20 protein-coding genes are annotated in these 16,673 nt (G+C 64.0%); 11 read left to right on the forward strand and 9 right to left on the reverse strand.

The window, feature by feature from the left end; genetic code table 11:
* The first annotated feature begins 193 nt into the window (after positions 1-193).
* From A2J03_RS15480 to A2J03_RS15495, 4 genes are read left to right on the forward strand one after another with little or no spacing between them, the layout of a single operon-like run.
* Positions 194-484 (forward strand): DUF503 domain-containing protein, encoded by a 291-nt coding sequence (locus A2J03_RS15480; RefSeq protein WP_068375593.1) that lies wholly within the window; start codon positions 194-196, stop codon positions 482-484.
* Between the two features lie 32 nt (positions 485-516).
* The gene (gene rbfA, locus A2J03_RS15485; RefSeq protein WP_068375595.1) at positions 517-984 is read left to right on the forward strand and encodes a 30S ribosome-binding factor RbfA; all 468 of its coding nucleotides are present in this window, start codon (positions 517-519) and stop codon (positions 982-984) included.
* A 4-nt stretch (positions 985-988) separates the two neighbouring features.
* Entirely contained in the window at positions 989-1,948 is a 960-nt protein-coding gene (locus tag A2J03_RS15490) for a DHH family phosphoesterase (protein WP_068375597.1), read from the forward strand.
* Positions 1,935-3,281: an MATE family efflux transporter gene (locus A2J03_RS15495; protein ID WP_068375599.1), complete on the forward strand. Its 1,347-nt coding sequence runs from the start codon at positions 1,935-1,937 to the stop codon at positions 3,279-3,281. Before A2J03_RS15490 ends, A2J03_RS15495 begins: the two co-directional genes overlap by 14 nt.
* Here the strand turns inward: A2J03_RS15495 and A2J03_RS15500 are convergent.
* The 5 genes from A2J03_RS15500 to A2J03_RS31130 are packed head-to-tail and all read right to left on the reverse strand — an operon-like array spanning position 3,263 to position 6,484.
* Positions 3,263-4,339: a sulfate/molybdate ABC transporter ATP-binding protein gene (locus A2J03_RS15500; protein ID WP_068375601.1), complete on the reverse strand. Its 1,077-nt coding sequence runs from the start codon at positions 4,337-4,339 to the stop codon at positions 3,263-3,265. The two genes, A2J03_RS15495 and A2J03_RS15500, sit on opposite strands and share 19 nt — an antisense overlap.
* Positions 4,336-5,094 carry an ABC transporter permease gene (locus A2J03_RS15505; RefSeq protein ID WP_068375628.1) on the reverse strand — a complete coding sequence of 253 codons (759 nt, stop codon included), beginning with the start codon at positions 5,092-5,094 and terminating at the stop codon, positions 4,336-4,338. The genes A2J03_RS15500 and A2J03_RS15505 overlap by 4 nt, the downstream gene beginning before the upstream one ends.
* Before the next feature lie 20 nt (positions 5,095-5,114).
* Entirely contained in the window at positions 5,115-5,876 is a 762-nt protein-coding gene (gene modA / locus A2J03_RS15510) for a molybdate ABC transporter substrate-binding protein (RefSeq protein WP_068375603.1), read from the reverse strand.
* Positions 5,876-6,280: a TOBE domain-containing protein gene (locus tag A2J03_RS15515; RefSeq protein ID WP_068375605.1), complete on the reverse strand. Its 405-nt coding sequence runs from the start codon at positions 6,278-6,280 to the stop codon at positions 5,876-5,878. Before A2J03_RS15515 ends, modA begins: the two co-directional genes overlap by 1 nt.
* Positions 6,281-6,313: 33 nt before the next feature.
* Complete coding sequence (locus tag A2J03_RS31130) at positions 6,314-6,484, reverse strand: hypothetical protein (protein WP_197480799.1); 171 nt, start codon at positions 6,482-6,484, stop codon at positions 6,314-6,316.
* Between the two features lie 97 nt (positions 6,485-6,581).
* Between A2J03_RS31130 and A2J03_RS15520 the strand changes: the two genes are divergently transcribed.
* The 3 genes from A2J03_RS15520 to truB are packed head-to-tail and all read left to right on the forward strand — an operon-like array spanning position 6,582 to position 9,117.
* Positions 6,582-7,505 carry a metallophosphoesterase family protein gene (locus A2J03_RS15520; RefSeq protein WP_068375607.1) on the forward strand — a complete coding sequence of 308 codons (924 nt, stop codon included), beginning with the start codon at positions 6,582-6,584 and terminating at the stop codon, positions 7,503-7,505.
* On the forward strand, positions 7,502-8,164 hold the full coding sequence (gene npt / locus A2J03_RS15525; protein WP_068375610.1) for a 4'-phosphopantetheinyl transferase Npt: 663 nt from the start codon (positions 7,502-7,504) through the stop codon (positions 8,162-8,164). The genes A2J03_RS15520 and npt overlap by 4 nt, the downstream gene beginning before the upstream one ends.
* A 26-nt stretch (positions 8,165-8,190) precedes the next feature.
* Complete coding sequence (gene truB, locus A2J03_RS15530) at positions 8,191-9,117, forward strand: tRNA pseudouridine(55) synthase TruB (protein ID WP_068375611.1); 927 nt, start codon at positions 8,191-8,193, stop codon at positions 9,115-9,117.
* Between the two features lie 17 nt (positions 9,118-9,134).
* Here truB and A2J03_RS15535 read toward each other — a convergent pair whose 3' ends face one another.
* Genes A2J03_RS15535 through A2J03_RS15550 form a run of 4 tightly spaced genes read right to left on the reverse strand, consistent with a single transcriptional unit; the run spans position 9,135 to position 12,437 of the window.
* The gene (locus tag A2J03_RS15535) at positions 9,135-9,842 is read right to left on the reverse strand and encodes a metal-dependent transcriptional regulator (RefSeq protein ID WP_068375613.1); all 708 of its coding nucleotides are present in this window, start codon (positions 9,840-9,842) and stop codon (positions 9,135-9,137) included.
* 53 nt (positions 9,843-9,895) lie between these two features.
* On the reverse strand, positions 9,896-10,711 hold the full coding sequence (locus A2J03_RS15540; protein WP_442971362.1) for a metal ABC transporter permease: 816 nt from the start codon (positions 10,709-10,711) through the stop codon (positions 9,896-9,898).
* 47 nt (positions 10,712-10,758) lie between these two features.
* Positions 10,759-11,499, reverse strand: coding sequence for a metal ABC transporter ATP-binding protein (locus A2J03_RS15545; protein ID WP_197480802.1), 741 nt, complete (start codon positions 11,497-11,499; stop codon positions 10,759-10,761).
* Between the two features lie 5 nt (positions 11,500-11,504).
* Positions 11,505-12,437: a metal ABC transporter substrate-binding protein gene (locus A2J03_RS15550; RefSeq protein WP_068375618.1), complete on the reverse strand. Its 933-nt coding sequence runs from the start codon at positions 12,435-12,437 to the stop codon at positions 11,505-11,507.
* A gap of 102 nt (positions 12,438-12,539) precedes the next feature.
* Here A2J03_RS15550 and A2J03_RS15555 point away from each other — a divergent pair, with 102 nt between their 5' ends.
* From A2J03_RS15555 to A2J03_RS15570, 4 genes are all read left to right on the forward strand, one after another.
* Positions 12,540-13,508, forward strand: coding sequence for a bifunctional riboflavin kinase/FAD synthetase (locus A2J03_RS15555; RefSeq protein WP_068375620.1), 969 nt, complete (start codon positions 12,540-12,542; stop codon positions 13,506-13,508).
* Positions 13,509-13,595: 87 nt separating this feature from the next.
* Positions 13,596-13,865: a 30S ribosomal protein S15 gene (gene rpsO, locus A2J03_RS15560; RefSeq protein ID WP_068375622.1), complete on the forward strand. Its 270-nt coding sequence runs from the start codon at positions 13,596-13,598 to the stop codon at positions 13,863-13,865.
* Positions 13,866-14,062: 197 nt separating this feature from the next.
* Positions 14,063-16,327: a polyribonucleotide nucleotidyltransferase gene (locus A2J03_RS15565; RefSeq protein WP_068375625.1), complete on the forward strand. Its 2,265-nt coding sequence runs from the start codon at positions 14,063-14,065 to the stop codon at positions 16,325-16,327.
* A partial coding sequence (locus tag A2J03_RS15570; RefSeq protein WP_442971361.1) for a M16 family metallopeptidase occupies positions 16,287-16,673 on the forward strand: 387 nt, incomplete at its 3' end. The genes A2J03_RS15565 and A2J03_RS15570, both read left to right, overlap by 41 nt.

The following is a 16,673-nucleotide window of genomic DNA, read 5'->3' on the forward strand; positions in this document are numbered from 1 at the left end:
CGTACTCGGACATCAAGGTCGGCGATGTCATCGAGGCGTACGAGCTGCGTGAGAAGCCGCGCGACTAGCACGTGCTCGGCTGTAGTGGATCAAGGGGAGTGACACTGCACTGATTCGAACGAGGCCCGGCGGCGGTACTGATCGGTACCGCCGCCGGCATCGTTCGAGTCTTTCCGATTCGAAGGATGGCCGCGTGTACCTGGGTGCTCTCGAGCTGGACGTGTTGTTGGGGGATGTCCGTTCGCTCGCCGACAAGCGTTCGACCGTGCTGCCGGTTCTGTCGGAGCTGCAACGGTTCGGGGTGTCGGCGGCGGAGACGGGGGAACGAGATCGTTTTCGACGTTCACTGTTCGGCATCGCGGCCGTCGGCTCCGATGTCGAAGGTCTGCACGACAAGCTGGACGAATGCGAGCGACATGTCGCCGAGCGTCACGATCTGGAATTGTTGGCAGTCAGAAGAAGAATTTTCGGTCCCGAGGACTGACTCGGCACCGCGTGTGAGGAGCGTGAAAGTTCATGGTGGATCAGGCAAGAGCTCGCAGGCTCTCGAAGCGAATTGCCGCCATCGTTGCGACGGCCATCGACCACGAGATCAAGGATCCGCGGCTGGCGTTCGTGACGATCACCGATTGCAAGGTCACAGCGGACTTGCACGATGCGACGATCTATTACACGGTGATGGGCGAGGATCTGGACACGCCTCCTGATCTTCAAGCCGCATCCGCAGGTCTAGAGAAGGCCAAGGGTGTGCTCAGGTCCAAGGTGGGTGCAGGGACGGGCGTCAGGTTCACCCCGACGCTGACATTCATGACGGACACCGTTCCCGATACGGCCCGGCACATGGAAGAGCTGCTGGAACGAGCTCGACAAGCCGACAGCGAAGTTGCACGGGTCGCCGCCTCGGCCAAGCCCGCGGGCGACCCCGACCCGTACAAAGCTCCACGCGAGTCCGTCGAGGATTCCGAGTCCACCGACGTGGACTGACCGAGTGGACGAGTTGTTCGCTTCTGCCATCTCGCTGCTCGAGACTGCGCAGAGTGCGACGGTGCTGTGCCACGTCCAGCCGGACGCCGACACGATCGGCAGCGGACTTGCGATCGCAACAGTGTTGGCTCGGCGTGGCGTCCAGGTGCAGGTTGCGTTCGCCAGCCCCCGTGAACTTCCCGAGTCGATGAACGAACTGCCCGGCCGTGACCTGTTGACCGCGCCCGAGGACGTTCGATCCCGGGTCGATCTGGTCGTCACGGTCGACGCGGGCAGTCGCGGCCGACTGGGCGCACTCGCCGACCGAATCGACACGGCCGACGCGTGCCTGGTCATCGACCACCACCGGTCCAACACGAGATTCGGCACGCTGAACGTGGTCGACGACGGTGCGGAGTCCACGACGGCTGTCATCACGCGTCTGCTCGACGCCTGGAACGTTGCCATCGACGCCGACCTGGCGCACTGCCTGTTCGCCGGCCTGGTCACCGACACCGGATCCTTCCGGTGGGTTCGTCCGGGATCCCACCTGCTTGCCGAACGGCTACTCGCCACCGGCATCGACGGTGCTGCGATCGCGCGCAAGCTCCTCGACAATCACCCGTTCGGTTGGCTTCCGATGCTCGGTTCCGTTCTCGGTTCGGCAGCTCTCGTACAGGACGCCGTCGGTGGCCTCGGCCTCGTCTATGCGGTGATTCTGCGTGAGAATTCCGAGGGTATGCGATCCGAGGAGATCGAGAGTGTCATCGACATCGTCAGGACAACCTCCGAGGCGGAGGTGGCTGCGGTGTTCAAACAGCAATCCGGTGACGAGTGGACCGTGTCGCTGAGGTCGAAGACCGCCGTGGACGTCTCGACGGTGGCTGCGACGCTCGGGGGCGGTGGTCACCGCAATGCGGCAGGCTTCACCGCTCACGGTACGAAGGCCGACGTGATCGACTCACTGGTCGATGCGCTCGGCTGAGACGAGCGCAGCCGGAGATGCATCGCCGCGTCGAATACTCGGTCTTGCGCTGCCGGCCCTCGGAGTGTTGGCAGCCGAGCCGATCTACCTGCTCTTCGACGCAGCTGTGGTCGGACGCCTCGGTGCGCTCCCGCTGGCGGGTCTGGCGGTAGGCGGCCTCGTGTTTGCGCAGGTCAGCACTCTGACGTTTCTCTCCTACGGCACGACGGCGAGGGCAGCCCGCTTGCATGGGGCCGGTCGTGATCGGGACGCGATCGGAGAGGGCGTCCAGGCAACCTGGCTCGCGCTGGCACTCGGTCTGATCATCGTCGGTGTGATGCAAGTGCTGTGCGTACCTATTCTCACGCTCATCGGTGGCGGTGGCGAGATTACGACCGAGGCCACCGCATGGTTGAGGGTCGCGATACTCGGTGTGCCGTTCATCCTCGTGTCGCTGGCGGGCAACGGTTGGATGCGAGGACTTCAAGACACCGTACGGCCTCTCCGTTTCGTGCTTGCAGGCCTTGGCCTGTCTGCGATTCTGTGTCCGGTGCTGGTCCACGGTCTGCTGGGTGTCCCGCGTCTCGGCCTGGTCGGTTCGGCCGTTGCGAACGTTCTCGGGCAAGCCGTGGCCGGCGCGTTCTTCGTGGTCGCGATCGTGCGCGCAGGTGTGCCGCTGCGTCCGTCGTGGTCGATCATGCGAGCACAGTTGATACTCGGCCGAGATTTGATCATTCGAACGCTTGCGTTCCAAGCATGTTTTCTGTCGGCCGCTGCGGTGGCATCGCGATTCGGTGCGGCGTCGGTTGCCGCGAATCAGGTCGTCCTGCACATGTGGAATCTCGTGGCGCTCACGCTCGACTCCTTGGCGATCGCAGCGCAGTCACTGGTCGGCGCGGCTCTCGGTCGATCCGACGCGAGCGGCGCAACTCGGCTCGGCTGGCGCCTGACCGTATGGTCCACGGTGTTCGCAATCGCGCTTGCAGCGTTGTTCGCGGCTGGGTACACCGTGATTCCCGGGCTGTTCACCACGGACCTCTCGGTCGTCGCGGCGATGCACTCCATCTGGTGGATCTTCGTAGCGATCGTTCCGATCGCGGGAGTGGTGTTCGCCCTCGATGGGGTGTTGCTCGGGGCGGGGGATGCTGCGTTCCTGCGCTCGGCGACGCTCGGGTGCGCACTCGTCGGCTTCCTGCCGTCGATCTGGATGGCGTTGGCGTTCGATTGGGGTGTGCGCGGCATTTGGTTCGGGCTGGGCATTTTCGTGGTTCTCCGCATGATCGCCGTCGTCCTGCGAATGATGTCCGGCCGCTGGGCGCTGGTCGGTGCGGACATTCAGCGCGTCGCGGAGTGAAGCGCTACCTCTTGGCTCTTGACGACGAAGAAGCCGGCTAGACCGGGTTCGAGATCGAGTTCGGCGACGGCAGCGGGCGTGACGTCCGCTGCGATTCCGGGGCTCCCATCCGGATGCTGATCCGCCCTGAGGCGGACCGTTGCACCGTGGACGTCCATCGATGCGATGGTCACCGGGAAGACGTTTCGAGGGCTGGCGTGTGGCGGTTCGAGGTGCACCGCGACGGCAGCGGGAGCGAAGATCGCGACACTGCTGCCACCGGTGTCGGTCCCGCCGAGCCCCGAAACGGTCAGCCCCCACGATGTGGTCAGCGAATCGGCGCCGTCCATGGTGCCCGACACGAGGTTGACGCCCGCGATCCGCGCAGCGAACGCGCTGCGAGGAGCCGTGAGTACCTCGGTGGTGGGCCCGCGCTCGACGACTCGTCCGCTCTCGACGACCACGACTGTGTCCGCAAGTGCCAACGCGTCGAGAAGATCATGAGTGACGACGACGGCTGTGCGTCGTTGGTCGCGCAGGACCCTCCGCAGCAGGCGCCGCACGGCAGGTGCGGTGTCGACGTCGAGGGCCGACATCGGCTCGTCGAGGAGGAGGACCCGAGGATCGGCTGCCAGGGCACGTGCGATGGCGACGCGTTGCGCTTGGCCCCCGGAGAGTTCACCGGGCTTGCGGTCGGCGAGTTCGATCGCGTCGACGGACTCCAACCATTGCCGGGCTCTCTCGTGTGCCGCGCGTTTGCGCAGTCCGCGACTGCGGGGCCCGAAAGCGACGTTCGCTTCGACCGAGAGGTGCGGAAACAGAAGGGCGTTCTGCGTCAGGCTTGCGACCCCACGGGCATGGGCAGGGACGAAGGTACCGCTGGAGGTGTCGGTGACCACGTCGTCCCCGAGCAGCACGCGTCCAGTGTCCGGCCGGATCAATCCTGCGATCACGGACAGCAAGGTCGACTTTCCAGCACCGTTCGGACCGAGGACCGCCACGACCTCGCCGTCGGCGCAGTCGAACTCGAAGGACACGCCGCGACCGACAATTCCGGCTGTGAGCGATATCGAACTCACAGTGCACCCGCCACGCGTCGACCGCGAGCAGCGAGGACGACGACGGCCGCAACGACGATGAGCAACAGCGACAGTGCGACGGCGGCGTCGGCGTCGGTCTCGCGCTGAAGGTAGATCTCCAGTGGGAGGGTCCGAGTCACCCCTTCGAGCGAACCGGCGAAGGTCAAGGTCGCGCCGAACTCGCCGAGAGCGCGCGCGAAGGCGAGGACCGATCCGGACACGAGGCCGGGCAGGACGAGTGGAATGGTGACACGTCGGAGAACGGTGGTGGGACGAGCGCCGAGTGTGGACGCGACCGTCTCGTACTCGCGACCGGAACTGCGAAGTGCGCCTTCGAGACTGACGACGAGAAACGGCAGTGAAACGAACGTCTGGGCAAGCACCACCGCTGTGGTGGAGAACGCAATGGACAGCCCCCACCCCTCGAGGTATCCGCCGAGCAGACCGAGCCGACCGAACGTGTACAGCAACGCGATACCTCCCACCACGGGCGGCAGGACGAGGGGCAGCAGAACGAGCGCTCGCAGCATCGACAATCCAGGAAAATTAGTGCGGGACAACACCATCGCCATCGGAACACCGAAGACTATGCACAGCAGGGTGCTGATTGCAGCGGTTCGTAGGCTGAGCATCAAAGCGGTGCGAGCGGATTCGGACGTCACGAGCGGAACGAAGTTCGTCCAGTCGATCTTCAGCAGGATCGCGAGAAGTGGCGTGACCACGAACAACCCGCCCAGTGCTGCAGGAACGAACATCCACCGCGGGAGCCCCGGCGTCACGGTGCCGCGAACCCGGCTTCGGTCAATACTCGGCGGCCGGTCGCACCGGTGACCAGTGCTTCGAATGCCTTCGCCGCGGCCGCATTTCGACTGCTCTTCAGTACTGCAACGGGATAGGTGTTGACGGCTTCTCGGGCTTCGGGGAAGTCGACGGTCGTCACCTGGTCGCCGGCTCCTGCTGCATCGGTGACGTAGACCAGGCCTGCATCCGCCTGCCCCGACGTGACCTTGCCCAGCACGTCGGTCACCGAAGCCTCCTCACTGACCGCGGGCACGGTTGTGCCGGTTGTTCTCTCGACTGTGGTGGTCGCGTTGCCGCACGGAACCTGCGGTGCGCAGACCACCGTCAGGATGTCTGGGTCGGCTAGGTCCGCAAACGACGTCACGTCCTTGGGATTGCCGAGTGCGGTGACGATCGTAAGGGTGTTGGTTGCGAAGTCCACCGGCTCGCCATCGACGAGGTCTGCCTCGACCGCCTTGGTCATGTTCGCGGTGTCCGCCGAGGCGAAGACGTCTGCCGGTGCGCCCTGCGCAAGCGCAGTGACGAGGTCCGAGGATCCGGCGAAGTTGAACTCCACGGTCACTGCGGGATTCTCGGCCTCGAAGGTCTCACCCAGTTCGGTGAACGTCGATTTCAGCGATGCGGCAGCGAAGACGGTGATGGTGTCGGTCGCGGAGCCGGTGTCCGCGGGATTTCCGCATGCCGCCAGCAGGGTGAGAGCTCCGACGAGGGCGATAAGGGTGGTCGGTGTTCGCATCACGAGGCGGTTGCTTCGACGATGACTGTGGTTGCTTTGACGACGGCGACAGAGATCTTCCCCGGCTCCAGGCCGAGGTGTCGTACCGATTCGGTACTCATGAGCGACACGACGGTGAAGGGACCACACTGCATCTCGACCTCGCTCATGACGGTGTCCGAGGTCACCTTCGTGATCAGTCCGACGAAACGGTTGCGTGCCGAACTGCCGGTCCCGGTCGGATCCGGTGGTGGTGCTGCGTGCTGACGGGCAAACCTGGCGAGTTCGGCGCCGTCGATGACTTTGCGTCCGGCGTCGTCCTTCTGAGCGGTCAGTGCACCGCTGTCGATCCATCGACGGACGGTGTCGTCACTGACTCCGAGTAGTTCGGCGGCGTCCTTGACGCGTATCCGTGGATGCGGCACAAACGAAACTCTAGACCAGCAAGTGCGTATGTTCTAACGGTTTCGACGTGAAATAACTGCACGCGCTAGGAAGTGGGCGGCAGCCAGCGCCACGCTGCAGACGACCGCGGTAATCGCGAAACCGGCCACGAAGTTGTCGGAGGCGATTCCCGCCAGAAATGCGGCCATGACGGTGAGCAACACGCCTGCCGGAAGAATTCCCATGGCCCGATTGTCGCACTGCCCGGAATCGCAGGAGACAATGAAGTGTTGGTAGTGATTCGGGAAGCACGCACACTCACGATCGGAAGGACTGTGGCCTGTGACAGCCAAGCTCTGGGCAGTCAGTGACATTCACGTCGGTCACCGCGGCAATCGTCCGGTCACCGAGGATATCCACCCCGAATCCCCCGAAGACTGGCTGATCGTCGCAGGCGACGTCTCCGAGAAGACCGACGACATCAAATGGGCCCTCGAGTTGCTGCGCAGCAGGTTCGCGAAAGTGATCTGGGTGCCCGGGAACCACGAGCTGTGGACCACCGCCAAGGATCCTGTCCAGATTCATGGTGTCGCGCGCTACGAGTACCTGGTGAACCTCTGTCGAGAGATCGACGTCGTGACGCCGGAAGATCCCTATCTCGTCTGGGAGGGCGAGGGAGGCCCAGCCACCCTCGTACCGATGTTTCTGCTGTACGACTATTCGTTCCTGCCGCGAGGTGCTCTCGACAAGGAACACGGACTGAAGATTGCCCGGGACAAGAACGTGGTTGCAACGGATGAGTTCCTGCTCTCACCGCAGCCCTACGCGACCCGAGATGCGTGGTGCCGCGCGAGGATTTCGGCCACTGCGGAACGACTCGACGGGCTCGATCTTTCGATCCCGACGGTACTGATCAATCACTTTCCGATGGTTCGCCAACCGACCGACGTGCTGTTCTACCCGGAATTCGCGCTGTGGTGCGGCTCGACGCTCACGGCCGATTGGCACACTAGGTACAACGCAGTGTGTTCGGTGTACGGGCATCTCCACATTCCGCGGACCACGTACTACGACGGTGTGCGCTTCGAAGAGGTTTCGGTCGGCTATCCGCGCGAGTGGCAGCGTCGCGGTTTGCCGAGCAACGTTCTTCGCCAGATACTTCCGGTGCCCGAGTACCCCGAGGGAACGCTGAACAAATGGGGCGGGCACTTCACCGTCACGCCCGAGATGGAAGCCGAGGTCGAGAAGATGAGGGCGAACAAGTGATCGAGTCGATCCTGCCGAACGGCGTCGTCGCTGCCGAACTCTTCGAGGATCCTCCCGGCCTGGAGCCGCACCCGCTGGAAGCGCCTCTCATCGCCAAAGCAGTCGACAAGCGCAAGCGCGAGTTCACGTCGGCTCGGCACTGTGCGCGGGTGGCGATGGACAAGCTCGGGGTCGAACCGGCTCCGATCATGAGGGGCAAGTCGGGCGCTCCACAGTGGCCGAAGGGTGTCGTCGGCTCGTTGACCCATTGCGACGGCTATCGCGGCGCAGTCCTCGGATACGCGCTGCAGGTGCGGTCCGTCGGCATCGACGCCGAACCACATGGGCCGCTGCCCGACGGCGTCCTGGACGCCGTGAGTCTGCAATCCGAACGTGACTGGCTCGCCACTACCGATTCCGACATGCACTGGGACCGCCTGCTGTTCTGCGCCAAGGAAGCGACGTACAAAGCGTGGGAGCCGCTGACCGGACGCTGGCTCGGATTCGAGGACGCCCACATCACCTTCGAGCGGACGTCCACCGGAAGCGATTTTTCGGGGACTTTCCACTCCGACCTTCTGGTGCCCGGGCACACCGAATCGGGTGCTCCCTTGTCCTCGTTCGACGGCCGTTGGCTGATCGCCGACGGGCTGATCGTCACGGCGATTGCAGTGATGTGAATCCTCGCCTGGCAGAATGACCTCTCGTGTCTGCACGCGGAAAGTTGTCCTCCGGCCTCGTCGGCGCCGGGTTGTTGATCGTGGACAAGGGTCCCGGGGTGACGAGCCACGACGTCGTGGCCTCGTGTCGAAAGCTGCTGGGCACCCGGAAGGTCGGGCATGCCGGGACTCTCGACCCGATGGCGACCGGGGTGCTCGTTCTCGGCATCGAACGCGCGACGAAGATGTTGGGTCTGCTGGCGCTGACCACGAAGGCGTACACCGCAACGATTCGGCTCGGCCGAACCACATCGACGGACGACGCAGAGGGCGAGACCGTCGCCGACGCCTCCGCATCGGCGGTCGAGGATGCGGACATTGCCCGTCAGGTCGCTCTGCTCACGGGCGATATCGAGCAGGTTCCCTCCAGCGTCAGCGCCATCAAAGTGGACGGACAGCGCGCACACAAGCTGGTGCGTGCCGGCGAGGAGTTCACGATCCCGGCGCGACGGGTGAGCGTCACCCGCTTCGATGTGCTTGCTCGACGCGACGTCCCCGGGACCGGGTTCGTCGACCTCGATGTCGAGGTCGAGTGTTCGTCGGGGACCTACGTACGCGCGTTGGCTCGCGATCTCGGCGCTGCGCTCGGGGTCGGTGGTCATCTGACGGTCTTGCGTCGTACGCGCGTCGGACCGTTCACACTCGAGCATGCGCGGACGCTCGAGCAGCTTGCGGATGAACCCGGTGTCAGTCTCGACATCGACGAGGCGGCTCGCACCGCGTTTCCACACCGGCAGGTCGACGCGGACGAGGCCGAAGCCGTCAGTCAGGGACGGTGGCTCGATCCGATCGGGCTGCCCGGGGTGTATGCGGCAATAGACCCGACCGGACACACCATCGCGCTCCTGCAGGAGAAGGGCAAGCGGGCCAGTTCGGTCATGGTGGTCAGGCCGGCGACACTGCGAGGTCTGTAGCTACGCGGGGTCTGTAGCTACGCGGGGATCATCCAGATGGCTTCGGCGGCACGCTGGCCGAGGTCGATCGAACTGCGTTCGCCCAGCCCGAGCTCGATGGCCACCGTGCCGGCGTAATCGCGCCGTTCGACGACCCTGATCGGAAGGTCGAGCGAGATCCCGACGGAGTCGAAGTATCTGAGCATGGCGGGATCGGAGTCCGAGATCCGCGCGACCCGCCCGCTCTGACCGTCGATGTAGTCGCTCAGGCGTGTCGCTTCGGGTGAGGCGATCGCGCCGTCGACGGAGGGGATCGGGTCGCCGTGTGGATCACGTTCCGGGAAGCCGAGTTTCGCGTCGATACGCGACATCATGAGGTCGGAGACGGCGTGCTCGAGTATCTCCGCTTCGTCATGCACCTCGTCCCATCCATAGCCGAGTTCGCGCACCAGATACGTTTCGATGAGCCGGTGTCGGCGAACCATGGCGATGGCTGCGGCACGCCCGCGATCGGTGAGCGAAATCGCCCCGTAGCGCGCGTGATCGACCATTCCTTGATCGGCGAGCTTGCGGATCGCCTCGGAAACCGTCGAGGCGGAGACACCGATGCGCTCGGACAGCATCTTGGTGCTGACCGAATCCTCGCTCCACTCGCTGGCAGTCCAGATGACCTTCAGATAGTCCTGCGCGACAGCCGACAGCTGTACTTCGTCGGCAGTGGACGGGTCCCCGGTGCGTTCAACCACGCAATGGAGCTTAGGCAATCCATCCAGAAATGACACGTCAGCGTGGCCGACGCTCACACGGTGGCGGCCTCGCGGCGTCTAAGTGCTCGCGTCACCATGCCTTGCGTCGGACTGAACAGGTACGCAAGTGTGAACACCGATCCCTGCGCCAGTACGACGGTTCCGCCGGAAGACACGTCGAGATAGAAGCTGACGTAGATCCCGACCACCGCGCAGCCGACGCCGATAGCCGGTGCCAGCAGGAGCATGCGCCCGAAGCGCTGCGTGAGCAGATACGCCGTCGCACCGGGCGTGATGAGCATCGCGACGACCAGAATGACGCCCACTGCTTGCAGCGCGCCCACCGTCGTCAGCGCCAGGAGCGTCAGCATCAGCCCGGAGAGGAAAGCCGGGGAGATGCCGACTGCTCGCGCCTGTGTGCGATCGAACGCGAACAACGTGAAGTCTCGTCGCTTGACGATCATCACCACGAACGCGAATCCGCCCAACACGACGACCTGCCACATATCGCCCTGCGATACGCCGAGAAGGTTCCCGAACAGGATGTGATTGAGGTCGATCTGACTGGGAAATTTCGAGATGAGTACGACTCCGAGTGCGAACAACGTGGTGAAGACAACCCCGATGGCCGCGTCCTCTTTGACGTGAGTGGTGTTGCGCACGACTCCGATGGCACCGACCGCGACGAGTGCGAACAGCAACGCGCCGATGGCGAACGGAGCACCGAGCAGGTAGGACAGGGCGACGCCAGGCAAGACCGCGTGTGAGACGGCGTCGCCCATCAGGGACCAGCCGATCAACACGAGCCAACAACTCAGCACCGCGCACACGATGGACGCGACGATCGTGACCAGCAGAGCACGCTGCATGAAGGTGTACTGCAACGGTTCGACGAAGAAATCCACGAGATACACGGTCAGCTCGCTTCCGAGGTACGCAGGGGGTCGACGCCGAAGGCCATTGCGAGATTTTCCGGACGTAGTACGTCCTGTGGCGTGCCGTGCATCAGCACACGTTGCTGCAGAAGCACTGCTTCGTCGCACAAGTCGGGCAGAGCGTGCAGGTCGTGAGTGGACACCAGGACCGAAGCGCCTGCTGCGGTCAGTTCGCGGAGCAATCGCGTGATCGTGGACTCGGTCCGCTTGTCGACGCCTGCGAACGGCTCGTCGAGGAGAAGCAGCGACGCCTCCTGTGCGATCGCGCGGGCCACGAACGCGCGCTTGCGCTGTCCACCGGACAGTTGGCCGATCTGTCGACCGGCCAATTCGGTCAGGTCGACCCGTTCGATCGCTGCGGCGACGGCATCGCGGTCCCGGGCACGGGGGGTGCGCATCCAGTTCTGTTTGCCGTAGCGCCCCATCATCACTACCTCGCGCACGCTGATCGGGAAGGTCCAGTCGACCGACTCGCTCTGCGGGACGTAGCTCACGGTCCCGTCCTTACGCGCCTTGGACGGGAGCCCGCCGAAGATGCTGATCGATCCGGTGTCCGGCCGAACGACGCCCATGATTGCTTTGAACAGGGTGGATTTGCCGGAGCCGTTCATGCCGACCAGACCGCATACCCGGCCGGGTTCGAGTGTCAACGAGGCGTCGATGAGGGCGGTGACGTCGCGATAGGCGACGCTCACTCCGGATACGTGCAGGGCGGGTGTCATCTCGTTCATTCCGGCTTTCGCAGTAGAGCGTCGGTGATGGTGCGGGCGTCGTATGTCAACAGGTCGAGGTAGGTCGGGACGGGCCCACCTTCTTCGCTGAGCGAATCCACGAAGAGCTTTCCGCCGAACCGAGCCCCGGTGTCCTCGGCGACCTGGAGTTGGGCCTTGTCCGACACGGTGGACTCGCAGAACACTGCCGGTACGTCGTTGTCCTTCACGAAGTCGATAGCCGCGACGACCTGCTTGGGAGTGCCCTCCTGCTCGGCATTGACCGGCCAGAGGTACATCTCCTGCAGGTCGAAGTCCCGGGCCAGGTAACTGAACGCGCCTTCGCACGAGACGAGTGCGCGCTGGTTCGGTGGCAACATGTCCAGATCGGTCTTCAATTCGGCACTCACGGCGCGGATTCGGGTCTTGTAGTTCTCCGCATTGGCGCGGTAGTCCGCCTCGTGGTTCGGATCGAGGCGAACGAACGCCTCGGCGATGTTGTCGACGTAGGTCTCCGCAACCACCGGTGACATCCAGGCGTGCGGATTGGTCTTTCCTGCGTAGGCATCCCCACGTATGAACACCGGTTCCACGTTCTCGCTGACGACGGCGTGCGGGGCGGGGACACGTTCGACGAACTTCTCGAACCATGCCTCCAGGCCGAGCCCGTTGTCGAGGATGAGGTCCGCCTGCTCCGCAGTGCGAAGATCTCCGGGAGTCGGCTCGTATCCGTGAATCTCGGCTCCGGCCTTGGTGATCGATTGCACCGTCACGTGCTCGCCCGCGACGTTGCGTGCCATATCCGCCAGGACCGTGAACGTGGTGAGAACGAGAGGCTTGGATTGGTCGATCTGTCCGACGTCGTCCTCGCCGACCGCACGGGCGCACCCGCTCGACTCGGCGGCGCACACCAGCATTACTGCGACGACGCGAAAAAATAAGTTCGGCACACCGAAATATTGGCAGAAAGTTCGAGGGTTTGTCCACAGGTGTTTGCCGAGACACACCGATCCGGAAGTGACCGCTCGAGATATGGGCCGTAGGCTTCGTCTGTGCTGAGATGGCGAGGTCTCGACGATGTACCTGCAGACTGGGGTCGCTGCGTTCTCACGATCGGCGTGTTCGATGGCGTTCACCGCGGTCACGCCCAGCTGATCACCCGTGCGGTGACATCGGCCCGGGAGCGTGGGGTGCCGAGTGTGCTGATGACGTTCGATCCGCATCCCATGGAAGTAGTTCGTCCTGGAAGCCATCCGGCCCAACTGACTACGCTCACGCGCCGGGCCGAGTTGGCCGAGGATCTCGGCATCGATGTCTTCTGTGTGATGCCGTTCACGCCCGAGCTGATGAAGCTGACACCCGAACGCTACGTGCACGAGATTCTGGTGGAGCGGCTTCACGTGGCGGAGGTGGTCGTGGGGGAGAACTTCACTTACGGCAAGAAAGCTCTCGGCAACGTCGCCCTACTGCGCAAGATCGGTGAACGATCAGGGTTTGCCGTGGACGGTGTCAACCTTCTCGCCGAGCATGCGGTGACGTTCTCCTCGACCTACATTCGTTCGTGCGTCGACGCGGGTGACGTCGCAGCCGCCGCTGCAGCTCTCGGGCGCCCGCATCGGGTCGAGGGCGTCGTGGTGCACGGTGACGGCCGGGGTCGACAGCTGGGATATCCCACTGCCAACGTCGCTCCGCCGATGTACTCCGCAATTCCTGCCGACGGCGTGTATGCCGCGTGGTTCACCGTGCTCGGCCCAGGACCGATCATGGGTACGGTCACACCGGGTGAGAGGCACCGCGCCGCGGTATCGGTCGGAACCAATCCGACATTCTCCGGGCGGACTCGCACTGTGGAGGCGTTCGTTCTGGACAGTGACGGCGACCTGTACGGCCAGCATGTGGCGGTGGACTTCGTCGAGCGCCTACGCGGTATGGAGAAGTTCGACTCCATCGACGACCTGATCGAGGAGATGGGCAGAGATTCGGAACGGGCACGCACGGTCCTGGCCCAGCAATCCTCCTGATAGGCTGTCTCCTCGGTGCACGCTGCGGTCCGTGGTGGCTGCGCCGCTTTCCTTTCCCGCGGACGTCAGTGATCAGGAGTAGTACCAGTGGCATTGACCACCGAACAGAAGAAGACGGTCCTCGGCGAGTACGGCTTGCACCCGACCGACACCGGTTCACCCGAGGCTCAGGTCGCGATGCTCACCAAGCGCATCGTCGATCTCACCGAGCACCTCAAGAAGCACAAGCACGACCACCACTCCCGCCGCGGCCTCCTGCTGCTGGTCGGACGTCGTCGTCGCTTGCTGAAGTACATCGCCAAGGTCGACGTCACGCGGTACCGTTCGCTCATCGAGCGTCTGGGACTGCGTCGCTAGTTTCCAGGTTCGAAATATGCAGTAGCCAACGAGGCAGTGCTTAGACTGTTCCTCGTTGGCTTTCTGTGTTTGCACGCCAGCAGGACATCGCGAGCACATGGGTGCTCGCGCATCGCCGTGCCCACCCGACGCTGTCGCAGTGTCGGTCGTAACTGCTGGTTCGGGCGCGGCAAAGACGAGAGGACGAGAAGAAGAGTATGACGGAAACAACAACGATAGAAGCCGAAGAGGGCGTCTACGAAGCAACCGCCGTGATCGACAACGGCACCTACGGCAAGCGCAGCATCCGTTTCGAGACCGGCCGCCTCGCGCAGCAGGCCGCCGGCGCTGTCGCCGCTTACCTCGACGAAGACACCATGCTGCTGTCGGCCACGACGGCAGGCAAGCACCCCCGCGAAGGATTCGACTTCTTCCCACTGACGGTCGACGTCGAAGAGCGGATGTACGCCGCAGGACGCATTCCCGGATCGTTCTTCCGCCGTGAAGGCCGTCCGTCCACCGACGCCATTCTGACCTGCCGCTTGATCGACCGGCCGTTGCGCCCGACGTTCGTCGACGGACTCCGCAACGAGATCCAGGTCGTCATCACCGTCCTGAGCCTCAACCCCGCAGACCTGTACGACGTCGTCGCGATCAACGCGGCTTCGGCATCGACGCAGATCGCCGGCCTGCCGTTCTCCGGCCCGATCGGTGGCGTTCGCGTCGCACTGATCGACAAGCAGTGGGTCGCGTTCCCGACCAACGAGCAGCTCGAGAAGGCTGTGTTCAACATGGTCGTCGCCGGCCGCATCGTCTCCGGATCCGGTGCCGACGCAGACGTCGCAATCATGATGGTCGAAGCCGAGGCGACCGAGAACGTCATCGAGCTCATCGAGGGTGGCGCCACTGCTCCCAACGAGGCCATCGTCGCCGAGGGGCTCGAAGCGTCGAAGCCGTTCATCGCAGCGCTGTGCACCGCACAGCAGGAACTGGCCGCCAAGGCTGCAAAGCCCACCGGCGACTACCCGGTGTTCCCGGCGTACCAGACCGATGTGTTCGACGCCGTCGAGAATGCCGCGAAGATCCCGCTGAACGAGGCGCTGACGATCGCTGGCAAGGCCGAGCGTGAGGCCAAGCTCGACGAGGTCAAGGCTCAGGTCCTCGCCTCGGTCGGAGACAGCTTCGTCGGCCGCGAGAAAGAGATCGGCGCCGCATTCCGCGCACTCACCAAGAAGTCGGTTCGCCAGCGCATCCTCACCGATCACTTCCGCATCGACGGCCGCGGCATCACCGACATCCGTTCGCTGTCTGCCGAGGTCGCGATCATTCCGCGGACACATGGATCAGCTCTGTTCGAGCGCGGCGAGACCCAGATCCTGGGTGTCACCACACTGGACATGGTGAAGATGGCGCAGCAGGTCGACTCGCTCGGGCCCGAGACGAGCAAGCGATACATGCACCATTACAACTTCCCGCCGTACTCCACCGGTGAGACCGGTCGCGTCGGATCGCCCAAGCGTCGCGAGATCGGCCACGGCGCCCTCGCCGAGCGCGCTCTGTTGCCGGTTCTGCCGAGCCAGGCAGAGTTCCCGTACGCCATCCGTCAGGTTTCCGAAGCGCTCAGCTCCAACGGCTCGACGTCGATGGGTTCGGTCTGTGCTTCGACTCTGTCGCTGCTCAACGCCGGTGTGCCGCTGCGCGCGCCGGTGGCGGGCATCGCCATGGGCCTCGTGTCCGACGAGGTGGACGGTGAGACGCGCTACGTCGCTCTGACCGACATCCTCGGCGCCGAAGATGCGTTCGGTGACATGGACTTCAAGGTCGCGGGCACGAAGGACTTCGTCACGGCCCTGCAGCTCGACACCAAGCTCGACGGCATTCCTTCCAAGGTGCTCGCCGGTGCGCTGGCACAGGCAAAGGACGCGCGCGCCACGATCCTCGAGGTCATGGCCGAGGCCATCGACACCCCGGACGAGATGAGCCCCTATGCACCTCGCGTCACCGCGATCAAGGTGCCCGTCGACAAGATCGGCGAGGTCATCGGGCCCAAGGGCAAGATGATCAACTCCATCACCGAGCAGACCGGTGCCAACATCTCGATCGAAGATGACGGCACTGTCTACGTCGGTGCAGCGGACGGCCCGTCCGCACAGGCTGCGATCGACATGATCAACGCCATCGCCAACCCACAGTTGCCGAAGGTCGGCGAGCGTTTCCTGGGAACTGTTGTCAAGACAACGGCTTTCGGTGCATTCGTCTCGCTGCTCCCGGGCCGCGACGGGTTGGTGCACATCTCCAAGCTCGGTAACGGCAAGCGCATCAACAAGGTCGAGGACGTCGTGAGCGTCGGATCCAAGTTGCGCGTCGAGATCGCCGATATCGACAACCGTGGCAAGATCAGCCTCGTCCCCGTCGAGGACGACTCTGCCGCTGCGGCAGCAGATGCTCCGGCCGACGTTCCTGTCGAGGCAAACGCTGAGTAACACGACTCACGGCAGAACGGTACGTCCCTATGGGACGTACCGTTCTGCCGTTTCGGATCCCACCGGCCAGAACCTTGGCGTTCGGCGCACAACTCTGCCCGGTGGTCTTCGCGTCGTCACCGAGTTCGTACCTGGAGTTCGGTCGGCGTCGGTGGGCGTGTGGGTAGCAGTGGGCTCCCGTGACGAGGGACCGAGTGTTGCCGGCGCCGCGCACTTTCTCGAACATCTCCTGTTCAAGTCCACGCCGACACGAAGCGCGCTCGAAATCGCTCAGGTCATGGACGGTGTCGGTGGCGAGTTGAACGCCTTCACGTCCAAGGAAAGTACGTGCTTCTACGCACACGTC

Source organism: Rhodococcus sp. EPR-157 (assembly GCF_001647195.1).
GTDB lineage: Bacteria > Actinomycetota > Actinomycetes > Mycobacteriales > Mycobacteriaceae > Rhodococcoides.